The following is a 20,318-nucleotide window of genomic DNA, read 5'->3' as shown; positions in this document are numbered from 1 at the left end:
GTTTGGCGAGATTTCGTCAAATTCCCCGTGATCCCGGGTGTTCCGCCGCGCAAGGATGCAATCGGCGGGCACGATCAGGCTTCGACGTCGAGCGGTTCCGTGGCGACGGTGCCATTGCCCGCCTGCGAGATCTTCTCGATCCGGGCCTCGGCGGTTTTCAGCAGCGCGTCGCAATGTTTCTTCAGCAGCTCGCCGCGCTCGAAAATGGCGATGGATTCTTCAAGCGGCACGTCGCCGCGCTCAAGGCGCGACACGATCTGTTCAAGCTCGGCCAGTGCCTTTTCGAAAGGCAGGCCGTCGATGTCCGCGAGGGCGGAGGAGGGGATTTTCTCGCTCATGGCCGCAGTTATCGCGCCTGCGCGACGCGAATACAAGTGTTCTGTGGCCGTCAGCTGCGCGGGAAGATCGCCCGTGCGCGTGATATCGGCGCATTCGCGCGGTGGCAGTGGACCGCGGCGCGATCCAGGCGTAGTGTGTCGCATATACCTCAGACGAGAATCCGCCGTGACCAGAACCACGAATGCCCGACGTCGCATCATGCTGCTCACCGGCGCCAGCCGGGGGATCGGCCACGCCACGGTCAAACGCTTTTCCGCCGCGGGCTGGCGCGTGATCACCAGCTCCCGCCACGCCTTTCCCGAGCAATGTCCGTGGGAGATGGGGCCGGAAGACCATATCCAGGTCGATCTCGCCGATACCGGCTCCACCCTCGCCGCCATCGATGAGATGAAGCGCCGCCTCGCTGAAGAGGGCGGGGTGCTGGACGCGCTCGTCAACAACGCCGGCATCTCTCCCAAAGGCGGGAGCGGCGGCCGGCTGAACACGCTCGACACCCCCATCGAGGACTGGCACCGCGTGTTTCAGGTGAATTTCTTCGCCTCCGTCATGCTGGCGCGCGGTCTCGTCGAGGAACTGTCGCGGGCGAGCGGCTCGGTCGTCAACGTCACCTCCATCGCCGGTTCGCGCGTCCATCCCTACGCGGGTGCGGCCTATGCGACGTCGAAGGCTGCGCTCGCGGCCCTCACGCGCGAGATGGCGGCGGATTTCGGCCCGCTGGGCGTGCGCGTCAACGCCATTTCGCCGGGCGAGATCGATACCTCGATCCTTTCCCCCGGCACGGCGCGCATGGCGGAAGCGTTTCCGCTGCGCCGCCTTGGCACGCCCGACGAGGTAGCGAAGGCGATCTACTTCCTGTGCACCGAGGCGTCGTCCTACGTGACGGGTGCGGAGCTGCACATCAACGGCGGGCAGCACGTGTGAGCGCGCGGGGCGCCCGCCGCCGTTTCCCGCGGCTTCTCGCCGTCTGCCTGCTGGCGGCGGCATCCGCCCATGTGAGTTCCGCCGCGCGCGCGCAGCGTGCGCCGCTGCCGCCCGTGCGCGAGGCGCCGCCGGTGGAAAGCGCGCCGGTGCAGGAGCCGGAGGCGGAGGCGGAGACCATCCGCACGCCGCCGCCCGGCTATGAAAACAACCTGGTGCGCCTTTCGGAAGTCATGGGCGCCCTGTCGTTCCTGCGCGCGCTGTGCGGCGCGCCGGACGCGCCGGAATGGCACGGGCGCATGGCGGCGCTGATCGACAGCGAATCGCGGGATGCGGAGACGCGCGCGCGGCTCGCGGGCGCCTTCAACCAGGGTTACCGGGGGTTCTCCGTCACCTACCGCATCTGCACGGATGCGGCGCAGGTATCGGTCGCGCGCTATCTCGCGGAGGGCGAGCGCCTCAGCCGCGCCATCGCCGCCCGCTTTGGTGGTTGAGGGGGCGATGTTCTGCTACCAAAAACGCCCGCAATGCAGTATTGGCGTCCCGGGAACTTGACCCCAGAGCGCTTGCCGATCAGATGGAATCATCTGATCAATCAGAATTCACTCAAAATAAGGAACCTAGAATCTGTCCTGTTTCAACATAAACAGGACAGATTCTAAAAACCTCCGGGCCTGAGGAACTGAACTGATGCTGAAGGAATTTCGGGAATTCGCCCTGCGGGGCAACGTGGTGGATCTCGCCATCGGCGTGATCATCGGCGCCTCGTTCAGCCGGATCGTTGAATCGATCGTCGGCGACATTTTCATGCCCCTGATCGCCTGGATCACGCGCGGCGGCGTCGACTTCTCCAACTACTTCCTGCCGCTCTCCGGCGAGGTGACGTCCACGTCCCTCGACGCCGCGCGCTCGCAGGGCGCGGTGCTCGCCTACGGCAGCTTCATCACCGCCGCCATCAACTTCATCATCGTCGCGTGGGTGCTGTTCCTCGTGGTCAAGGGCATCAACGAGCTGAAACGCCAGGCGGAGCGGAACAAGCCGCCGGCGCCGGCGCCCGAGGAGCCCGCCGACGTCAAGCTGCTCACGCAGATCCGCGATCTGCTGGCCGACCGTCCGCGCCCGCAGGCGTGACGCCCGCATGGAGCTTCAGACCGGAAAACGGGTGCCGTTTTCCGGATGAATCCGATACGTCGACAAGAAGACAGGACGGCGAACGGGCTTCCAGGCGGATGTTCGTCGTTCAGGATGCATGACATCTGTCATTGCGCCTTATTGATGACGGTATTATCTGCCAGATAATAGAGTTCGCGCTGCCGCCCGAACGCCGGTTCCGGCGGCGGCCTGCTGTCGTACGTGGCTATGAGGGTATTGCCGTGAGGATTGTCGCTGTTCTGGCGTTCACGTTGCTGGCAGGGGCGGCACACGCCGCCGGGGGAGGCGCCGCAGCCACCGGCTCGGCCAATGCCGCCGCCGTTGCCGGGCCCGAGATGTTCTCGCCGGAATGGCGGGACGAGAAAGTGCGCGACCGTGAGGCGAACCTGCGCGCCCTCGACGAGGAGCAGCGCCGTTTCGACCGCTGGGAGCGCAGCGCCAAGCAGGCGGTTGGCGGCATCTGCGCCGACTGCCTAAACGGATCGGGCGGGCGCACCGTCACCATCCCGGGCGATGCGATTCCGAACTATGGCGCGGCCGGGGACAGCGCCGGTTTCGATGAGATGAGCGCGTTCTACACCTCGCCCGCATCGCCGCAGGCTCCCGTTGCAACCCGCGTGCCGTCTGCGCCGGCTGTAATGCCCGCGCCCGCCGTCGTGTCGTCACCGGTTGCGGCGCGCTCCGCCGGGCCTCTCGACATCCGCACGCCGGCCGGCCGCTGATTCGGTATCAGGCTGCCTGCCGGCTCTGGATTTCGGCGGGCAGGCTGACCATCACGACGGTGCCGTTGCCGACGCTGGAGCGGATGCGCAGCGCGCCGCCGTGCAGTTCCGCGAGCGAGCGGGCGATGGCGAGGCCCAGTCCCGATCCCTTGTAGCTGCGGGCGAATTCCGTCTCCACCTGCTCGAACGGCCGGCCGAGCTTCTTCAGCGCCTCGGCCGGAATGCCGATGCCTGTATCCTCCACATAGAGATGGATGTTCGGACCGGACACGCGCGCCCGCAGCGTCACGCGGCCGCCCTCGGGCGTGAATTTGACGGCGTTGCGCAGGATATGGCCAAGGATTTGCTCCACGGCGCGCGGGTCGGCGCTGATGGCGGTTTCGGGCAGTGTTTCCACGGCGAGCGCGAGGCCCTTCAGTTCCGCGTCGCGCGTCACGGCCCGGGCGGCCTCGCGCATCACGGTGTCGACGGCGAGCGATTCGCACGCCAGCCTGATACGCCCTGCCTCGATGCGGGACATGTCCAGAATGTCGCTGATGACGTCGAGCAGATACTTGCCGCTCTGGCGGATGTCCCGGCAGTATTCGTGGTATTTCTCGTTGCCGAGTTCGCCGAAGATGCCGCTTTCCATCACTTCCGAGAAGCCGATGATGGCGTTGAGCGGCGTGCGCAGCTCGTGGCTCATGTTGGCGAGGAACTCCGCCTTGGCGCGGTTGGCGGATTCGGCTTCCGCCTTCTGCTCCAGATAGCGTTCGGCGAGATCGGCGAGCTGGCGTGCCTGCGTCTCCAGCTTCTGGCGGGAGCGCTTGAGATCGGCCACGGTGGCGATAAGCCGCCGTTCCGATTCCATCAGCTTTTCCTCGTGGTTCTTCAGCGCCGTGATATCTGTGCCGACGGAGACGTAGCCGCCGTCGCGCGTGCGCCGCTCGTTGATCTGCAGCCAGCGCCCGTCCGCCAGCTGCGCCTCGAAGGTGCGCGCGCCGGTTTCACGGGCGTGTCCGGGCCTCGCCTGCCCCATCAATTCCGTGCGCACGGGGGGCAGGGTGCCGAGGCTCATAAGCTCGTCATAGGCCATGCCCGGCACCACGCTTTCGGGCGCCAGCCCGTGCAGGCGCTGGAACTTCGAGTTGCAGGTGACGAGACGGTTGTTCGCGTCCCACAGCACGAAGGCTTCCGAGATGGTCTCCACCGCTTCGCGCAGCCGCATGTCGGCCGTGGCGGTGCGCTCGGCCAGGCGGCGCTGCTCGGTGATGTCGACGGCGATGCCGACAAGATGCGGCCCGTCGCCGCCCTCGTCGTCGATGAGCTGCGCGCGGGCCTTGATCCACACCCACTGGCCGTCCGCGTTGAGGATGCGGAACTCGTGGTCGATGGCGGAAGCACGGTTGCTCGCCACCATGTCGGCCATGGCGTAGAGATCGGCGTCGTCCGGATGCACCAGACGGTTCATCTCGCCGAACGACATGAACTCGTCGTGGCGGCGATAGCCGAGGATGTCGTACATCGAGTCCGACCAGTAGAGCCGCCCGCGCGCGATGTCCCAATCCCACAGGCCGCAGCGGCCGCGGTCGAGGGCGGCGTCCACGCGCTCGCGCACCTTTTCGCACACCTCGTCCGCCGCCCGCGCGCGCCCCGCTTGCATGAAATAGGCCAGCGCCAGCGCCACCAGCACGAAGGCGCAGGCCGCGAGCAGTGTCGTCTGCCCCGTCAGGCCTGCGCGCCAACCCGCCAGCGCCCGGTTTTCCGGCTGGATGACGGCAACCTGCCCGCCGCCGGGCAGGTTGCGCACCGTCGCGAGTGCGGCCTCGCCGGAGGCGAGCTGGATGCGCAGCACCCCGGCCCGGTCGGCGAAAGTGGTGAGAGGCTGCGCGCCGCCGAGGATATCCGCGAGTTTCGCGCCGACCGCCGCCGCTGGACGCGCGGCGCTGACGCGGCCGGTGGCGTCGGCGACCGCGACCAGCCGTCCGTCCGTGACGGCCTGCGCGGGAATGGTGCGCTCCAGAACCGCCCGCGCCAACGCCGGCAGCGACACCTCGTCGTCCCCGGCGGCGGAGGCGGCGAGCTTCTGGCCGATTTCGCTTGTGGCGAGCGCGGCAACGAGGTCGATTTCGGTAATGGCGTCGTTCAGGGTTTCGTTGCGGCTGTCGATGCCCTGCAGCACCGCGCCGGCGATCAGCGATGTGAGAAACACAACCAGCAGCGTCGGCACCATGAGCCTCAGCCACGGTTCCATCATAGCCAGTTGGCGGTATCCGGGATTGGCGATCGATCGCGTAATTCCCAGAATCGTGCCCGCGCGTGCGGGCACGCCCGCCGCTTGCGCGCGCGCCATGCAACGCCCCCTTCGGAGTCCCAAACGTCTGATCGGTAAGACGTGCCGCATCTTTCCGAATCGACTCCATCTGAATCCCAAATCGCTGATTTGTCCAGATGGTTTATGAAGTATTGACAGGGATAGATGCGCGAACTGTTGCCCTGATGGAAAAGGCGCGGGAGTTGCCTCCCGCGCCTGCACGTCCGATTATTCAGGAAAATCAGAAGGTTCCAGAAAAAATCAGAAGGTCTGATTGTATGCGCCGACTTCCGGGTTCTCCCGCAGGATGTCGTCGACCGCCTTGAACATCTCGCGCGTGCGCGCCTCGGAGATGGGGCTTTCGATCACCACGACGAGTTCCGGCTTGTTGGAGGAGGCGCGCACCAGCCCCCACGTCCCGTCCTCTGCAACGACGCGCACGCCGTTCACGGTGACGAGATCGTGGATCGCCTGCCCGCCGACCTTGCCGCCTTCGGCCTTCAGCGTCTCGAAGCGTTTCACAACGCGCGCGACGACGTCATACTTCACCTCGTCCGCGCAATGGGGCGACATGGTCGGCGTGCCCCAGGTGCGCGGCAGGGCGCGGTAGAGGTCGGCCATCGACTTGTCCGGGTTGCGGTCGAGCATGTCGCAGACCGCGAGCGCCGTGACGAGGCCGTCGTCGTAGCCGTGGCCGATGGGAGCATTGAAGAAGAAGTGGCCCGATTTCTCGAAGCCCGCGAGCGCGTTGAGTTCCTTCACCCGGCGCTTGATGTAGCTGTGCCCGGTCTTCCAGTAGTCCGCCTTCACACCGTTCTGCTGCAGCACCGGATCGGTGACGAAGAGGCCGGTCGACTTCACGTCCACCACGAAAATGGAACCGGGATGAAGCGCGGAGAGATCGCGCGCCAGCATCACGCCGATCTTGTCGGCGAAGATTTCCGCGCCCTCGTTGTCGACGACGCCGCAGCGGTCGCCGTCGCCGTCGAAGCCGAGCCCGACGTCCGCGCCCGATTCACGCACCGCGTCGGCGATGGCGTGCAGCATCTTCATGTCTTCGGGGTTGGGATTGTAGCGCGGGAAAGTGTGGTCCAGCGTCGTGTCGAGCGGCACCACTTCCGCGCCGATGCCCTCCAGCACCTGCGGGGCGAAGGCGCCGGCCGTGCCGTTGCCGCAGGCGGCGATGACCTTGAGCTTGCGCTTCAGCTTCGGCCGGTTGATCAGGTCGTCGATATAGCGCTGCGCGAAGCCCTCGACGAATTCGTATTCGCCGCCCGGGCGCGCCCGCGAGGTGCCGTTCAGCACGATCTCCCTGAGGCGCGACATCTCATCCGGGCCGAAGGTGAGGGGGCGGGCCGCGCCCATCTTCACGCCGGTCCAGCCGTTGTCGTTGTGCGAGGCAGTGACCATCGCCACCGCCGGCACATCGAGCGCGAACTGCGCGAAATAGGCCATGGGAGAAAGCGCGAGGCCGATGTCCTTCACCTTGACGCCCGCCGCCAGCAAGCCGGTGATCAGCGCATACTTGATCGACGCCGAATAGCCGCGGAAGTCATGGCCGGTGACGATCTCCGGCTTCACGCCGAATTCGTGCAGCAGGTGGCCGAGGCCGAGCCCCAGCGCCTGCACGCCCATCAGGTTGATCTCCTTCTCGAACAACCAGCGCGCATCGTATTCGCGAAAGCCCGTGGGCTTCACCATCGGCAACGATTCGTATTCGTAGGTGTTGGGGGTGAGCAGGGGGAGGGGCTTCGGAAACATGGTGTTCCTTACAGGCTCATGGCTGCTGTGGCGCGTTCGGGAAAAGTGGATAGCGCTTTTTCCGTGCGGCGGTCAAATAAGAAACCCGGATCACTTGAGCGTTTCGACGAATAGCAAAATCGCTCCACCCGGAGGTTGCGCGGCGACCGTGCAACGGCACGTGCCTATACAACAAAGAATACCAGTATCATGACGGATGTTTGGCAGTTTGCCCGCCTTTACGACAAATGGTTAACGTCACCGTTCCTCCAGGGTGCCGGCTCAGCGCGTGCCATACATGCGGTCTCCCGCGTCCCCGAGGCCGGGCACGATGTAGCTGTGCTCGTTCAGGCCTTCGTCAATGGCGGCCGTCCAGATGCGCACTTCCGGGTGCGCCGCCTGCAGCCGGTGGATGCCCTCCGGCGCGGCGAGCAGGCACACGAAGCGCAGGTCGCGCGCGCCGCGCTGCTTCAGCAGGTCGATGGCGGCGATGGCCGAATTCGCGGTGGCGAGCATTGGGTCGATAACGATGACGAGCCGCTCCGCCACATCCGCGGGCGCCTTGAAATAGTATTCAACCGCCTGCAGCGTCTCCGGATCGCGGTAGAGGCCGATGTGCGCGACGCGCGCGGAGGGCACCAGGTCGAGCATGGCATCGAGAAAGCCCGCGCCCGCCCGCAGGATCGGCGCGAAGACGAGCTTCTTGCCCGCGAGCACCGGCGCGCGCATCGTGGCGATGGGCGTCTCCACCTCGATCAGCTCGGTCGGCAGGTCGCGCGTCACCTCGTAGCACAGCAGCATGCCGATCTCGTTCAGCAACTGCCGGAAGCCCTTGGTGGAGCGCGTCCTGTCGCGCATCAGCGTGAGCTTGTGCCGCACCAGCGGATGATCGACGACCGTGACGCCTTCCATGATGCTCCCCTCTGATCTGCGGCCTTGCGGCGTCCCCCTTCGCCCGCCTCAGGAGGCGGCGCCCGCGTTTTCCCGCGCCGATGACGCGAAAGCGGCCGCGAACAGCGTGCGCGTATACTCCGTCTGCGGATCGGCGAACAGCGGGCCGGCCGGCCCCTGTTCCACCACCCGGCCATTCTGCATCACGATCACGGTGTTGGATAGCGCCCGCACCACCTTGAGGTCGTGGCTGATGAACAGGTAGGCGAGCCTGCGCGTGCGCTGCAGCTCGCGCAGCAGGTCGACGATCTGGGCCTGCACCGACATGTCGAGCGCCGAGGTGGGTTCGTCCAGCACGATGAAGCGCGGCTCCAGCACCATGGCGCGCGCGATGGCGATGCGCTGGCGCTGGCCGCCGGAAAACTCGTGCGGATAGCGATCCATGGCCGCGGGATCGAGCCCGACATCGGCGAGCGCCCGCGCCACCCGGGCGCGCCGTTCCGCCTGCGACAGGTGGCCTTGCTGCACGCGAAGGCCGGAGTCGATCCGGTCCTCGCTCCGCGCTTCTTTTTCCCGGGCGAGTTCTGATCGGCCGAATGATTCCACGCGGCCGGAAAGCGCTCCGAGCCCCTCGGCCACGATCTCGGCCACGGAAAGGCGCGGCGACAACGAGCCGTAGGGGTCCTGGAACACGATCTGCATGGAGCGTCGCAGCGGCTTCACCGCCTTGCGCTTCAGCCCGTCGATGCGCTGGCCGAGAAAGGCGATCGGCCCTTCCGAGCGGATCAGCCGCAAAAGCGCGAGGCCGAGCGTCGTCTTGCCCGATCCCGATTCGCCGACGATGCCTACCGTTTCGCCCTCACGCACGGTCAGCGACACGCCGTCGACCGCCTTCACGTAGCCCACCGTCCGGCGGAAGAAGCCGCGCCGGATCGGGAACCATACCTTGATGGGGCCGGCTTCCAATACCACCGGCGCGTTGTCCGCCACCGGCTGGGGGGCGCCCTTCGGCTCTGCGGCCAGCAGCTTGCGCGTATAGGCATGCTGCGGTGCGTCGAACACCTGCGCCACCGGCCCGGTCTCGACGATCTCGCCGCCGGTCATCACGCAGACCCGATCGGCGATGCGGCGCACGATGCCCAGATCGTGGGTGATGAACAGCAGCGACATGTTGAGCCGCGCCTTGAGCTGTGCCAGCAGGTCGAGAATCTGCGCCTGCACGGTCACGTCGAGCGCCGTGGTGGGCTCGTCGGCGATCAGCAGATCCGGCTCGTTTGCGAGCGCCATGGCGATCATCACGCGCTGGCGCTGCCCGCCGGAGAGCTGGTGCGGATAGGCGTCGAGCCGGCTTTCCGCGTCGCGGATGCCGACGAGTTCCAGCAGTTCCAGCGTGCGCCGGCGCGCGGCCTCGCCCGTGATGCCCTTGTGCAGCGCGAGAATCTCCCCGATCTGGCGCGAGATCACGTGCAGCGGGTTCAGCGAGGTCATCGGCTCCTGAAACACCATGGTGATGTCGTTGCCGCGCACCTTGCGCAGGTCGTCCTCCGTGGCGCGCAGCAGGTCGCGGCCCTTGAACAGCACCTCGCCGGACGGATGGTACGCCGCCGGATAGTTCAGCAGCCGCAGCACGGACAGTGCCGTCACCGACTTGCCGGAGCCGGATTCGCCGACGAGCGCCAGCGTCTCGCCCGCCGCGAGATCGAAGGAAACGCCCCTGACGGCCTTTATCTCGCGCCCGTCCTGGCGGAAGTTGACGGCGAGATTCCTGACGGAGAGCAGCGGCGCACTCATGCTTGTCTCCTTCAGTTGAACGTCTTGCGCGGATCGAAGGCGTCGCGCACCGCCTCGCCGATGAAGATCAGCAGCGACAGCATCAGCGCGATGACGAAGAAGCCCGTGAGGCCAAGCCAGGGCGCCTGCAGGTTCGCCTTGCCCTGCGCCAGCAGCTCCCCGAGCGAGGGCGAGCCCGGCGGCAGGCCGAAGCCGAGGAAGTCGAGCGAGGTCAGCGTGGTGATGGAACCGTTGAGCACGAAGGGCAGGAAGGTCAGCGTCGCCACCATGGCATTGGGCAGCAGGTGGCGGAACATGATGGTGGCGTCGGAGAGGCCGAGCGCCCGCGCCGCGTTCACGTATTCGAAGTTGCGTGCGCGCAGGAACTCGGCCCGCACGACACCGACGAGCGCCACCCACGAGAACAGCAGCAGGATGCCGAGCAGCACGAAGAAGCCCGGCGTGATGATCGACGAGACGATGATCAGCAGGTAGAGCGAGGGGATCGAGTTCCAGATCTCGATGATCCGCTGCAGCACGAGGTCCGTCCAGCCGCCGAAATAGCCCTGAACGGCGCCCGTAAAGATGCCGATCACCGACGAGATGCCGGCCAGGATCAGCCCGAACAGCACCGAGAGGCGGAAGCCGTAGATGAGGCGCGCCAGCACGTCGCGGCCCTGGTCGTCGGTGCCGAGCCAGTTCCACTCGATGCCGGCGCACGAGCCGCCGCATTGCTCGTCCGTCAGCAGCCACGTCGGCGGCGCGGGCGCCGGCACCGGAATGGCGAGGTTGTGCGTGTTGTAGGCGAAGCGGACCGGCGGCCAGAGGGCCCAGCCGTTCGCGTTGATCTCGTCGGCGATGAACGGATCGCGGTAGTCCGTGCGGGCGAGGAAGCCGCCGAATTTTTCTTCCGGATAGTCCACCAGCACGGGAAACAGGATTTCGCCCTTGTAGGAGGCGACCAGCGGCCGGTCGTTGGCGATGAACTCCGCGCCCAGCGTCACGAAGAACAGCGCCAGGAATATCCACAGCGACCAGAAACCGCGCCTGTGCGCGCGGAAGTTGCGCAGCCGGCGGCGGTTGAGCGGCGACAGCCGCAGCCATCCCTTTTCGGGCAGGGGCGGCGCGGCGGCGATGGCTGCGGCGTCCGTCATCTCAGACCTCCCGCGTCTCGAAATCGATGCGCGGATCGATCCATGTGTAGGTGAGGTCCGACAGCAGGTTCACCACGAGTCCGAGCAGCGAGAAGATGAACAGGCTGGCGAACACCACCGGGTAATCCCGGTTGACGATGGACTCGAACGACAGCAGCCCCAGCCCGTCCAGCGAGAAGATGGTCTCGATCAGCAGCGAGCCGGCGAAGAAGGCGCCGATGAACGCGCCCGGAAAACCGGCGATGACGATCAGCATGGCGTTGCGGAACACGTGGCCGTAGAGCACCTGCCGTTCCGTGAGGCCCTTCATGCGGGCGGTGAGCACGTACTGCTTGCGGATTTCGTCCAGAAACGAGTTCTTGGTCAGCAGCGTCGACGTCGCGAACGCGCCGATCGCCATGGAGAAGATCGGCAGCGCGATGTGCCACAGGTAGTCGGCGATCTTGCCGACGAGCGACAGCTCCGAGAAATTCTCGGAGGTGAGGCCACGCAGCGGGAAAATCTGCCAGAACGAGCCGCCCGCGAAAAACACGATCAGCAGGATCGCGAACAGGAAGGAGGGAATAGCGTAGCCGACGATGACCACGCCCGATGTCCACACGTCGAACCTCGAACCGTCGCGCACCGCCTTGGCGATGCCGAGCGGGATGGAGATAGCGTAGGAGATCAGCGTCATCCACAGGCCGAGCGTGATCGACACCGGCAGCTTCTCGCCGATCAGCGACAGCACAGAGACGTCGCGGAAGTAGCTCTTGCCGAAGTTGAAGGTGGCGTAGTCCGTCATCATCTTGATGAAGCGCTCGTGCGCCGGCCTGTCGAAGCCGAACTGCTTTTCGAGCTGGGCGATGAAAGCGGGGTCGAGCCCCTGCGCGCCGCGATAGCGCCCGCCGGAACCCGCGTCCGCGGCGCCGCCTGCCGCGCCCAGATCGCCGCCACCCCCGCCGCCGATGCGCGCCGTGGCGCCGCCGTCCGCTCCCTGCATCTGCGCGATGATGCGCTCCACCGGCCCGCCGGGGGCGAATTGCACGATGACGAAGGAAATCAGCATGATGCCGAAGATGGTGGGAATCATCAGCAGCAGGCGCCGCGCGACATAGGCGAACATGGACTAGCCCTTCCAGCCGATGCGTGCGGCTTTCTCGGCGTCGAACCACCACGTGCCCGGCGCGCCCGAGCTGTAGCGGGGCGACTGCGCGGGGCGGGAGAAGATGTCCCAGAAGGCATACCAGTCGTCAGGCCGGAACCACATCGGCACCCAGTAGCGCCCGGCGCGCAGCACGCGGTCGAGGGCGCGGGCGCCGACGTTGATTTCCTCGCGCGTCCCGGCGCGGATGATGTGCTCGATCAGCGCATCGACCGCCGGGCTGTTGATGCCGGCGAGATTGAGCCCGCCCGGTGTCCTGGCGGCTTCGGAGCCGTAGAACACCCGCAGTTCCGCCCCCGGCGTCAGGCTGCCCTGCCGCGCCACGCTGACGACGTCGTAGTCGTATTTGCGCAGCCGCTCCTGATACTGCGACGGATCGACGATGCGCGACGTCGCCGTGATGCCGAGCCGGCGCAGGTTGCCCTGGAACGGTTGCGTGTGCGGTTGCAGCCGCGTGCCGGAATCGAGGAATTCGATCTCGAACGGCTTGCCGTCCGGCAGGCGCAGCGTGTCGCCCTCGCGTTTCAGCCCTGCTTCCGTCAGCAGCGCGAAGGCGCGGCGCAGCATGTTGCGGTCGTTGCCGGAACCGTCGGAGACGGGCGGCACGAACGGCTCGCCGAACACCTCGTCCGGCACCTTGCCGCGAAACGGCTCCAGTAGCGCCAGCTCTTCCGGCGCGGGCAGGCCCTCCGCCTTCAGGGGCGTGTGCTCGAAGAACGACGTCGTGCGCCGGTAGGCGCCGTACATGATCTTGGCGTTGGTCCATTCGAAATCGAACGCCAGCCCGATGGCCTCGCGCACGCGCGGATCGGCGAACTTCTCGCGGCGCGTGTTGAAGTACCAGCCCTGCACGTTGGGCGCGGCGGCGGTCTCGATCTTCTCGCGCTTCACGCGGCCCTCGCGGAAGGCGGCAAAGTCGTAGCCGTTCGCCCACAGGCTCGCGGTATATTCCTCGTGAAAGTTGATGATGCCGGACTTGAACGCCTCGAACATCACCTGCTCGTCGCGGAAATACTCGTAGCGCACGTGCCGGAACCTGTTCTGCCCGACATTGACGTTGAGATCGCGCGCCCAGTAGTCGTCCACGCGGTCGAACTCGATGAAGCGCCCCACCTCGAACCGCCCCACCTTGTAGGCGCCCGAGCCCAGCGGCGGCTCCAGCGTGGAGGCGGCGAAATCGCGCGTGCTCCAGTACGCCTTCGAGAAGATCGGCAGGCTGGCGACAATGAGATGCAGGTCGCGCCCGCGCCGTTCTGAGAGGTGGAAGGTGACGACGTCATCCGCCTCCGCCACCGCCCGCTCGGCCTCCGCCAGGATGGCGCGGTAGGACGGATGGCCTTTCTCCTTCAGGATATCGAAGGAGAAGGCGACGTCCGCCGCGGTCAACCGCGTGCCGTCGTGGAAGCGCGCCTCGGGGCGCAGCCGGAAGCGATAGGTGCGCCGGTCGGCGCTTGCCTGCACCGATTGCGCCACCAGGCCGTAGACAGCGTCCGGCTCGTCGCCCGAGCCGGCCATCAGCGAGTCGAACGTCGCGCTCATGCCGGCCGCAGCGTCGCCCTGCAGCACGAAGGCGTTCAGTGTGTTGAAGGTGTCGAAGCTGCCCTGCGTGACCCGCATCACGATCTTGCCGCCCACCGGCGCGTCCGGATTCACGTAGGGAAAGTGCGGAAAATCCTTCGGCAACTGCAGGTCGCCGAACGCGGAAAGGCCGTGCGCCTCATACGCATCGCCGGCCGGAGGCGCGCTCTCCTGCGCCATCGCCGCGGCCGGCAGCAGGCGCGCGGCGAGCGCCGCGCCGGCGATGCCGCCCGCGAGGCCGAGCAGGTCGCGGCGCGTGGCGAGGGTTGTGGCGCGGCGCAACGCCTCGACGGAAGGCTCATCCGGCGAACGGGGGCGAATACGGCGAACCAAGAGCGATCTCCCGAAAGGCGATGACACGAATCGAACCGCGTCAGTGTAACGTCCAATAGGAGATGAATCGCATTAACATTTCGTCAAGCTTGCGGGCAGCCCGCAACCTTACCGTGTCGGCAACGCCGCCCGCTTCGTCACCAGCGACGACCCTACCACCACCACCGTCACCACCAGCAGCATCAGCGACGACAGCGCGTTGATCTCCGGCGAGAGGCCGCGGCGCGCCCTGTTGAAAATCTCGATGGGCAGCGTCGAGGTGCCGGGGCCGGTGACGAAGCTCGCGATCACCACGTCGTCGAGCGACAGGGTGAAGGCGAGCAGGAAGCCGGCCGCGACGGAAGGCGCGATCAGCGGCAGCGTGATGGTGAAGAAGGTGCGCACCGGCGGGCAACCGAGGTCCTGCGCGGCCTCCTCCAGCGTCCTGTCGAAGGCGACCAGCCGCGACTGCACCACGACGGCGATGTAGCACATCGTGAATGTCGTATGCGCGAGCGTCACTGTCCAGAAGCCGCGTTCCGCGCCCACCGAGACGAAGAACAGCAGCAGCGACAGGCCCGTGACCACTTCCGGCATCACCATCGGCGCATAGACCATGCCGGTGAACAGCGGCCGACCCCAGAAGCGCGTGTAGCGCACCAGCGCGAGCGCCGCGAGCGTGCCGAAGAAGGTTGCGATCGCCGCCGAGAGGAACCCGATGGCGAGCGAGTTGCGCAGCGCCGTGAGCAGCGGCGCATTGTGCCAGAGCGACACATACCAGCGCGTGGAGAAGCCGCCCCAGACATTGAGAAGCTGCGAGTCGTTGAAGGAATAGGCGATGAGCACCAGCAACGGCACGTAGAGGAACGCGAAGCCGAAGGTCAGCGCCGTGGTGTCGAACAGCGTGAAGCGGCGGGTCATCGGGCCTTCTCCAGCCTGCGGGTTTCAAGCTCGCGGTAGACCATCACCGGGCCGACGACGATGATCAGCAGCACCACCGCCACGGCCGATGCCAGCGGCCAGTCGCGGTTCTTGAAGAACTCGTCCGACAGCGTCTTGCCGATCATCAGCGAGTCCGGGCCGCCGAGCAGTTCGGGGATCACGTATTCGCCGACGATGGGGATGAAGCACAGCAGGGCGCCGGCGGCGATGCCGGGCAGCGCCAGCGGCACGGTGATGCGCCAGAAGGCCCGCCACGGCGGGCAGCCCAGGTCTTGCGCCGCCTCGATCAGCGTCCAGTCCATCTTTTCGAGCGTCGCGTAGAGCGGCAGCACCATGAAGGGCAGGTAGCAGTAGACCACGCCGATGAAGATGGCGATGTCAGTATTCACGATCTGCAGCGGCTGGTCGATCAGCCCGAGGCTGATCAACACCGTGTTGAGCAGCCCTTCGGGCTTCAGGATGCCGATCCAGGCATAGACGCGGATCAGGAAGCTCGTCCAGAACGGCAGGATGACGAGCACCAGCAGCACAGGCCGGCGGTTTTCCGGCGCCTTGGCCATGGCATAGGCCATGGGGAAGCCGATCAGGAGCAGCAGCAGCGTCGAGACCGCCGCCATCCGCAGCGACGAGAACGCCGAGGCGACATAGAGATAGTCGTCCGCGAGCAGCAGGAAGTTGTCGATGTTGAGTTCGCCCAGCGCCGCCCACAGCCCGGCGAGCCCCTGCGCCCAGTCGATCACGGGCGTATAGGGCGGCTGCGCCGTCGCCGGCTGCGACAGTGACATCCTGAACACGATGGCGAACGGCGTGAGGAAGAAGATCAGCAGCCACAGGAATGGCAGGGCGGGCACCACCGCGCGCAGCAGGCGCGGTGTCCGCGAAAAGGGCGCCGTCTCCGGCGTCTGCGTGGCGGGAAGGGCGTTGTCGCTCATGCCGGCGCTCCCCGCCTATTGCGTCAGCAGCACGCCGGCCTCGGGCGCGAAGGTGATGTGCACCTTGTCGTCCCAGGTCAGCGGCTGTTCGACGAAGCGGCTGGCGTTGGCGCGCGACACGCGCACGATCTGGCCGCTGGCGAGCTTCACCAGATAGATCGTCCAGTCGCCCAGATAGCCGATATCCCAGATTTCGCCCGACAGCAGGTTCTGCGCGCCGGCCGGGGGCTCGCGGTGCAGCACCAGCTTTTCGGGCCGCAGCGCCACGGCTATTTCCTGCCCCGTCTGCGTCGCCACGCCGGGCGGCGCCTCGATCGCCAGTTCGCCCTCGCCGTCCGTGCGCGTGATGCGCAGCCGCCCGGCGTCGCTCGCGGCGATCCTGCCCTCGATGATGTTCACGTCGCCGATGAACTCCGCCACGTAGCGGCTCGCCGGCTGCTCATAGACCTGCCCGGGCGGCGCGATCTGCCTGATGGTGCCCCTGTCCATCACCGCGATGCGGTCGGCCATGGTCATGGCCTCTTCCTGGTCGTGGGTGACGACGAGGAAGGTCATGCCGAGGTTCACCTGCAGGTCCATCAGCTCGAACTGCGTTTCCTCGCGCAGTTTCTTGTCCAGCGCGCCGAGCGGCTCGTCGAGCAGCAGCACCTTGGGCCGCTTCACGAGCGCGCGCGCCAGCGCCACGCGCTGCCGCTGGCCGCCGGAGAGCTGGTCCGGCTTGCGCCGCGCGAAGGGCGTGAGCTGCACGAGGCGCAGGATTTCCGCCACCCGGTCGGCGATCTCCTGCTTCGGCAGGCCGTCCTGCACCAGCCCGAAGGCGATGTTCTTCTCCACGTTCATGTGCGGGAAGAGCGCGTAGGACTGGAACATCATGTTGACGGGCCGGCGGTGGGGCGGGATGCCGCTCACCACCTGGTCGCCGAGAACGATCTTGCCCTGCGTCGGCTCCTCGAAGCCGGCGAGCATGCGCATCAGTGTCGTCTTGCCGCAGCCCGACGGTCCGAGCAGACAGAAGAACTCGCGCTCGTAGATGTGAAGGGTGAGGTTATCCACAGCTACGAAATCGCCGAAGCGCTTGGTCACCTGATCGAAGCGGATCAGGGGCTTCGCTTGCGGGTCGAGCCACGGCGCGAAGTCGCGGCGAACCGCGCCGATCGCCAGCGAATCGCGTTTGCGTGCTTCTGTTCGAGCTTCAGTCCGAGCCTCGGTCATAGACGCGCCAATCCTGAGTTCCGGGCACGGACATACGCCCCGTGCTCCCCTCGCCTTGTTGCGGAAAAAACGTTAGCGGCCACGCGGAGCCGCCGCAAGCGCCTTCGCTTTTCCCCATCCTGCCGGACCACGATCCGGGGATTTGATGTCAGATGATTGACAGATGCGGCGTCTCGGCGATTACTGCCTGCGGCAGATCGAACGGGTGATGGATGACCAGGAAGAAAACAGCCCAGAAGAAGAGTTTGCGCAGCCGGCGCGGCGCGGTCGATATCGACGACGCGCGCGATTTCATGGCGCGCGCCGGCATCGAGGAGATCGAGTGCTTCGTCGCCAACCAGGCCGGCGTCGCGCGCGGCAAGGTGATGCCGTCCGAAAAGTTTCTCGGCAATCCGGTGATGAGCCTGCCGGGGGCGATCTTCTACCAGACCATCGCCGGCGACTATCCGGAGGAGGTGCTCCAGCGCGAGATGCCCGCCGACGGCGATCTCGTCCTGCGGCCGGACCTCTCCACGCTGACGGCGGTGCCGTGGGCCTCCGACCCCACGGCGCAGGTCATCCTCGACGCCTTCCACCGTGACGGCCGCGCGCAGGAGAACGCGCCGCGGCAGGTGCTGCGCCGCGTGGTCGAGCTTTTCCGCCGCAACGGCTGGGAGCCCGTGGTCGCGCCGGAGATCGAGTTCTATCTCGTCAAGCGCAATACCGACCCCGACTATCCGCTGGAGCCGCCGATCGGCCGCTCGGGCCGGGCGGAGATCGGCCGGCAGGCCTATTCCATCGCCGCCGTCAACGAGTTCGACGACCTGTTCGAGGACATCTACGACTATTCGGAGGCACAGGGCCTGGCCATCGACGCGCTCATCCACGAGGAAGGCGCCGGGCAGATGGAAATCAACCTGCGCCACGGCGATCCCATCGATCTCGCCGACCAGGTGTTCCTCTTCAAGCGCACCATCCGCGAGGCCGCGCTGCAGCACGACATGTACGCCACCTTCATGGCCAAGCCCATCGCCCGCCAGCCGGGCTCGGCCATGCATATCCACACCTCCGTCGTGGATACGAAGACCGGCCGCAACCTGTTCTCCAACGAGGACGATTCGCCGTCGCCCGCGTTCTTCTCCTTCATCGCCGGCCTGCAGACCTATCTGCCCGCCGCCATGTCGATGCTGGCGCCTTACGTCAACTCCTACCGGCGGCTGACGCGCAACTCCACCGCGCCCATCAATGTGCGCTGGGGCTACGACAACCGCACCACGGGCCTGCGCGTGCCGCCTTCGGACGCCGCTGCGCGGCGCGTCGAAAACCGCGTGCCGTCCTCCGACGCCAATCCCTATCTCGCCATCGCCGCGACGCTCGCCTGCGGCTATCTCGGCATCGAGGCGGGCCTCCAGCCCGGCGAGCCGGTGACGGGCTCCGCCTACAATCTCGATTTCGACCTGCCGCGCGGCATTCTGGAGGCGGTGATCGAGCTTGGCGAATGCGAACCGCTGATCGACGTGCTGGGCCAGAGCTTCGTCAACACCTATTCGGCGGTGAAGCGCACCGAGTACGAGACGTTCATGCAGGTGATCAGCCCCTGGGAGCGCGAATATCTGTTGCTGAACGTCTGAACATATGGAATCTGCACTTCAGGAAAGGGCGGGGGTTGCAGCAGCCTTTCCGTCCGGCCGCTGCGCTTCCGCTCCGAAAGCGCGTCCAACCAGCACGTCAGGGCCATTCGCGCGTTCGCCAACAAGCGGAATGGTTCTGGCCGGCAATCCCCGCCTCATCCTCGCCCCCCATAGCGCTCTCCCTCCATTGCGGACCGACGGCCGATGGCGCCAGCTTCCTTGACGAATCTTTACGCGGAGCGGGCCGATGCCCGCGCCCCCCGTCCCGCTGTCGCGGGCGATATCCTTGCCGACGTCTGCGTGGTCGGCGCGGGCTTCACCGGTCTCGGCGCGGCTCTCACGCTGGCGCGAGCGGGCGTGGACGTGCGCGTCGTCGAGGCGTCGCGCGTCGGCGGCGGCGCATCGGGCGTCAACGGCGGCCAGGTGCATCCCGGCCAGCGGCGCGAGCAGGCGTGGCTGGAGGCGCGCGTGGGCGAGGCGCGGGCGCGCGAGCTATGGCAGATCGCCGAGGAGGCGCGTCTGTGGCTCGCCGACATCGCTGCCGACATCGACAACGCTGCCGGTCTGGCCGGCGACGGCGCGGGCGGCTGCGCCCTGCGGCCCGGCCTGCTGCTGCTGGCGCACCGCACACGCCATTTCCGCGCGCTGGCGGAGGATGCCGAGCATCTGGCCCGCCATTACGGTGTCGCCGGGCTTGAGGTGCTCGATGCGCGCGCGGTGGAGAAGTACACACACATGCGCGGTTGCCACGGCGGCGTCTTCAATCCCCATGGCGGCCACCTCGATCCGCTGGCGCTGGCGCGCGGCCTCGCGCGGCTCGCGGAAGCGGCGGGCGCGCGGCTTCACGAGCAGTCGCGGGTGCTTCGCGTCGCGCGCGAGGGCGATCTCTGGCGCGTGGCGACGGAAGCGGGCGCCGTGCGGGCGCGGGCGGTGCTGCTGACGGGCGATGGCTCGCTCGATCCGCTGTCGGAGGTGACGGCGGCGCACGTCATGCCACTGGTGAATTTCATGATCGCCACCGCGCCGCTCGACCCCGCGCTGGCCGACACGGTGCTGGCCGGCGCCATCGCCGCTTCGGACACGCGCTGCGTGGTCAACTATTTCCGCCGCACGGACGACAACCGCATCATCTTCGGCGGTGGGGAAAGCTATGGCGCGGATCTGCCGGCGGATTTCGCCGCGCGCGTGCGGCGGCGCATGCTCGCGCTTTATCCCCAACTCGCGACAGCGGCGATCACGCACGGCTGGGGCGGGCGGCTCGGCGTCACCTCGACGCGCCTGCCCTTCGTGCGCCGGCTGGAAGGCGGGCGGGAGGACGGGCTTTACGTCGCATCCGGCTTTTCGGGGCAGGGAGTGATGCTCGGCCCCTACACCGGCCGCCTCATCGCCGAGGCCATTGTCGGCGATACGGAGCGTTTCGACCGGATGGCCGCGCTGCCGGTGCCTGAGCTGCCTGGCGGCCGCTGGCTGCGCCGCCCGCTGCTGACGGCGGCGATGATCGGTTTCGGCTTGCTCGACAAGCTCTGACGCACGACCCGGAAAGTGGATAACACTTTTCGGAGCAATCCTGCCCAAAGCAATCCTGCTCAAACGAAAAGACGGAGCATTT

The 20,318-nt window shown here is 66.9% G+C and carries 17 protein-coding genes; 6 read left to right on the top strand and 11 right to left on the bottom strand.

Annotated features, from left to right (window positions below):
* Positions 1–74: 74 nt before the first annotated feature.
* Positions 75–338, bottom strand: a complete 264-nt coding sequence (locus ACFFJ7_RS19850; protein WP_166955110.1) for an exodeoxyribonuclease VII small subunit — start codon at positions 336–338, stop codon at positions 75–77.
* A gap of 199 nt (positions 339–537) precedes the next feature.
* Here ACFFJ7_RS19850 and ACFFJ7_RS19845 point away from each other — a divergent pair, with 199 nt between their 5' ends.
* From ACFFJ7_RS19845 to ACFFJ7_RS19830, 4 genes are all read left to right on the top strand, one after another.
* A complete protein-coding gene (locus ACFFJ7_RS19845; protein WP_166955247.1) occupies positions 538–1,260 on the top strand; it encodes an SDR family NAD(P)-dependent oxidoreductase in 723 nt (240 codons plus the stop codon).
* Positions 1,257–1,751, top strand: a complete 495-nt coding sequence (locus ACFFJ7_RS19840; protein ID WP_377594736.1) for a TIGR02301 family protein — start codon at positions 1,257–1,259, stop codon at positions 1,749–1,751. The genes ACFFJ7_RS19845 and ACFFJ7_RS19840 overlap by 4 nt, the downstream gene beginning before the upstream one ends.
* A 196-nt stretch (positions 1,752–1,947) precedes the next feature.
* Positions 1,948–2,388, top strand: a complete 441-nt coding sequence (gene mscL, locus ACFFJ7_RS19835) for a large conductance mechanosensitive channel protein MscL (protein WP_166955112.1) — start codon at positions 1,948–1,950, stop codon at positions 2,386–2,388.
* Positions 2,389–2,630: 242 nt separating this feature from the next.
* Entirely contained in the window at positions 2,631–3,131 is a 501-nt protein-coding gene (locus ACFFJ7_RS19830; protein WP_377594734.1) for a hypothetical protein, read from the top strand.
* 7 nt (positions 3,132–3,138) lie between these two features.
* On the opposite strand, the gene ACFFJ7_RS19825 is transcribed toward ACFFJ7_RS19830, so the two are convergent.
* From ACFFJ7_RS19825 to ACFFJ7_RS19780, 10 genes are all read right to left on the bottom strand, one after another.
* Complete coding sequence (locus ACFFJ7_RS19825) at positions 3,139–5,463, bottom strand: PAS domain-containing sensor histidine kinase (RefSeq protein ID WP_377594732.1); 2,325 nt, start codon at positions 5,461–5,463, stop codon at positions 3,139–3,141.
* A 222-nt stretch (positions 5,464–5,685) separates the two neighbouring features.
* Positions 5,686–7,185 (bottom strand): phosphomannomutase/phosphoglucomutase, encoded by a 1,500-nt coding sequence (locus ACFFJ7_RS19820; protein WP_377594731.1) that lies wholly within the window; start codon positions 7,183–7,185, stop codon positions 5,686–5,688.
* 261 nt (positions 7,186–7,446) lie between these two features.
* Positions 7,447–8,076, bottom strand: coding sequence for a uracil phosphoribosyltransferase (gene upp, locus ACFFJ7_RS19815; protein ID WP_377594729.1), 630 nt, complete (start codon positions 8,074–8,076; stop codon positions 7,447–7,449).
* A gap of 48 nt (positions 8,077–8,124) precedes the next feature.
* Positions 8,125–9,846: an ABC transporter ATP-binding protein gene (locus tag ACFFJ7_RS19810; RefSeq protein ID WP_377594727.1), complete on the bottom strand. Its 1,722-nt coding sequence runs from the start codon at positions 9,844–9,846 to the stop codon at positions 8,125–8,127.
* Between the two features lie 11 nt (positions 9,847–9,857).
* A complete protein-coding gene (locus ACFFJ7_RS19805; protein WP_166955118.1) occupies positions 9,858–10,979 on the bottom strand; it encodes an ABC transporter permease in 1,122 nt (373 codons plus the stop codon).
* Between the two features lies 1 nt (position 10,980).
* Positions 10,981–12,084: a microcin C ABC transporter permease YejB gene (locus tag ACFFJ7_RS19800; protein ID WP_377594724.1), complete on the bottom strand. Its 1,104-nt coding sequence runs from the start codon at positions 12,082–12,084 to the stop codon at positions 10,981–10,983.
* A 3-nt stretch (positions 12,085–12,087) separates the two neighbouring features.
* A complete protein-coding gene (locus ACFFJ7_RS19795) occupies positions 12,088–13,881 on the bottom strand; it encodes an extracellular solute-binding protein (protein ID WP_377594955.1) in 1,794 nt (597 codons plus the stop codon).
* Positions 13,882–14,142: 261 nt separating this feature from the next.
* Complete coding sequence (locus ACFFJ7_RS19790) at positions 14,143–14,934, bottom strand: ABC transporter permease (RefSeq protein WP_166955121.1); 792 nt, start codon at positions 14,932–14,934, stop codon at positions 14,143–14,145.
* Complete coding sequence (locus ACFFJ7_RS19785; protein WP_166955123.1) at positions 14,931–15,887, bottom strand: ABC transporter permease subunit; 957 nt, start codon at positions 15,885–15,887, stop codon at positions 14,931–14,933. Before ACFFJ7_RS19785 ends, ACFFJ7_RS19790 begins: the two co-directional genes overlap by 4 nt.
* A 15-nt stretch (positions 15,888–15,902) precedes the next feature.
* Positions 15,903–17,099, bottom strand: a complete 1,197-nt coding sequence (locus tag ACFFJ7_RS19780) for an ABC transporter ATP-binding protein (RefSeq protein ID WP_377594722.1) — start codon at positions 17,097–17,099, stop codon at positions 15,903–15,905.
* A gap of 212 nt (positions 17,100–17,311) precedes the next feature.
* On the opposite strand from ACFFJ7_RS19780, the gene ACFFJ7_RS19775 reads away from it, so the two are divergent.
* Positions 17,312–18,709: a glutamine synthetase family protein gene (locus ACFFJ7_RS19775; protein WP_377594720.1), complete on the top strand. Its 1,398-nt coding sequence runs from the start codon at positions 17,312–17,314 to the stop codon at positions 18,707–18,709.
* A gap of 219 nt (positions 18,710–18,928) precedes the next feature.
* A complete protein-coding gene (locus tag ACFFJ7_RS19770; protein ID WP_377594718.1) occupies positions 18,929–20,236 on the top strand; it encodes an NAD(P)/FAD-dependent oxidoreductase in 1,308 nt (435 codons plus the stop codon).
* Positions 20,237–20,318: the final 82 nt, after the last annotated feature.

The sequence above is a fragment of the Pseudochelatococcus lubricantis genome, from assembly GCF_042432495.1.
GTDB classification, from domain to species: domain Bacteria; phylum Pseudomonadota; class Alphaproteobacteria; order Rhizobiales; family Beijerinckiaceae; genus Pseudochelatococcus; species Pseudochelatococcus lubricantis.
This window is presented reverse-complemented; position numbering and strand designations above follow the sequence as displayed.

Bases quoted from the DNA above. Each gene is read 5' to 3' on its own strand.
- ACFFJ7_RS19850 (WP_166955110.1), bottom strand. From the start codon at position 338: ATGAGCGAGAAAATCCCCTCCTCCGCCCTCGCGGACATCGACGGCCTG.
- ACFFJ7_RS19785 (WP_166955123.1), bottom strand. From the start codon at position 15,887: ATGAGCGACAACGCCCTTCCCGCCACGCAGACGCCGGAGACGGCGCCC.
- ACFFJ7_RS19820 (WP_377594731.1), bottom strand. From the start codon at position 7,185: ATGTTTCCGAAGCCCCTCCCCCTGCTCACCCCCAACACCTACGAATAC.
- ACFFJ7_RS19795 (WP_377594955.1), bottom strand. From the start codon at position 13,881: ATGGCGCAGGAGAGCGCGCCTCCGGCCGGCGATGCGTATGAGGCGCAC.
- mscL (WP_166955112.1), top strand. From the start codon at position 1,948: ATGCTGAAGGAATTTCGGGAATTCGCCCTGCGGGGCAACGTGGTGGAT.
- upp (WP_377594729.1), bottom strand. From the start codon at position 8,076: ATGGAAGGCGTCACGGTCGTCGATCATCCGCTGGTGCGGCACAAGCTC.
- ACFFJ7_RS19805 (WP_166955118.1), bottom strand. From the start codon at position 10,979: ATGACGGACGCCGCAGCCATCGCCGCCGCGCCGCCCCTGCCCGAAAAG.
- ACFFJ7_RS19810 (WP_377594727.1), bottom strand. From the start codon at position 9,846: ATGAGTGCGCCGCTGCTCTCCGTCAGGAATCTCGCCGTCAACTTCCGC.
- ACFFJ7_RS19800 (WP_377594724.1), bottom strand. From the start codon at position 12,084: ATGTTCGCCTATGTCGCGCGGCGCCTGCTGCTGATGATTCCCACCATC.
- ACFFJ7_RS19825 (WP_377594732.1), bottom strand. From the start codon at position 5,463: ATGGCGCGCGCGCAAGCGGCGGGCGTGCCCGCACGCGCGGGCACGATT.
- ACFFJ7_RS19780 (WP_377594722.1), bottom strand. From the start codon at position 17,099: ATGACCGAGGCTCGGACTGAAGCTCGAACAGAAGCACGCAAACGCGAT.
- ACFFJ7_RS19775 (WP_377594720.1), top strand. From the start codon at position 17,312: ATGACCAGGAAGAAAACAGCCCAGAAGAAGAGTTTGCGCAGCCGGCGC.
- ACFFJ7_RS19845 (WP_166955247.1), top strand. From the start codon at position 538: ATGCTGCTCACCGGCGCCAGCCGGGGGATCGGCCACGCCACGGTCAAA.
- ACFFJ7_RS19790 (WP_166955121.1), bottom strand. From the start codon at position 14,934: ATGACCCGCCGCTTCACGCTGTTCGACACCACGGCGCTGACCTTCGGC.